Origin of the sequence: Adlercreutzia shanghongiae, from assembly GCF_035830635.1 — a bacterium.
Classification (GTDB): domain Bacteria; phylum Actinomycetota; class Coriobacteriia; order Coriobacteriales; family Eggerthellaceae; genus Adlercreutzia; species Adlercreutzia shanghongiae.
Map to the genome: position 1 here is coordinate 1 of NZ_JAYMFI010000065.1, position 510 is coordinate 510.

General features: G+C 62.4%; 1 protein-coding gene. It reads left to right on the forward strand.

Features of this window, described 5'->3' with window-relative positions; genetic code table 11:
- Window positions 1-403, forward strand: a 403-nt coding sequence (locus VJ923_RS12230) for a transposase (RefSeq protein WP_326441873.1), incomplete at its 5' end; no start/stop codon positions are given.
- Between the last annotated feature and the right edge of the window lie 107 nt (window positions 404-510).

The window sequence follows — 510 nt, forward strand, 5'->3', positions numbered from 1 at the left end:
CGAGATAGCCGCGCTGCTCGCCGAGGACGGCACGTACGCGTGCCTGCTGACCGTCCCGGGGATCGGCCCCAGGACCGCGTCCGAGCTGGTGGTGGGCATAGACATCGACGACTTTCCCGACCACGACCACCTCGCGTCCTACTGCGGGATCGCGCCCAGGAACCGGCAATCGGGCAAGTCGATATCGTCGGTGAGCTCGTCCCGCCAGGGGAACAAGCGGCTGAAGAACCTGCTCATCTTCTCCTGCAACTCGCTATGCCGCAGCAAGGGCCGGTTCGGCGACTACTACCGCAGCTGCAGGAATCGCGGCATGTGCCACGGGGAGGCCCTGAAGGCCGTTGCCAGGAAGAGATTGAAGGTGATATACGCGATCATGAGGGACGGGGTCCCGTACTCGGCCTAGCCGGCCCTCCCCCATAGAAAAGCGCAGGGCTCGTGGGTCCTGCGCCAGCATTGCCTTCTTGGTGAAAATCAATCGAGGAAATCAGTTGACAAAACTATAGGAACACC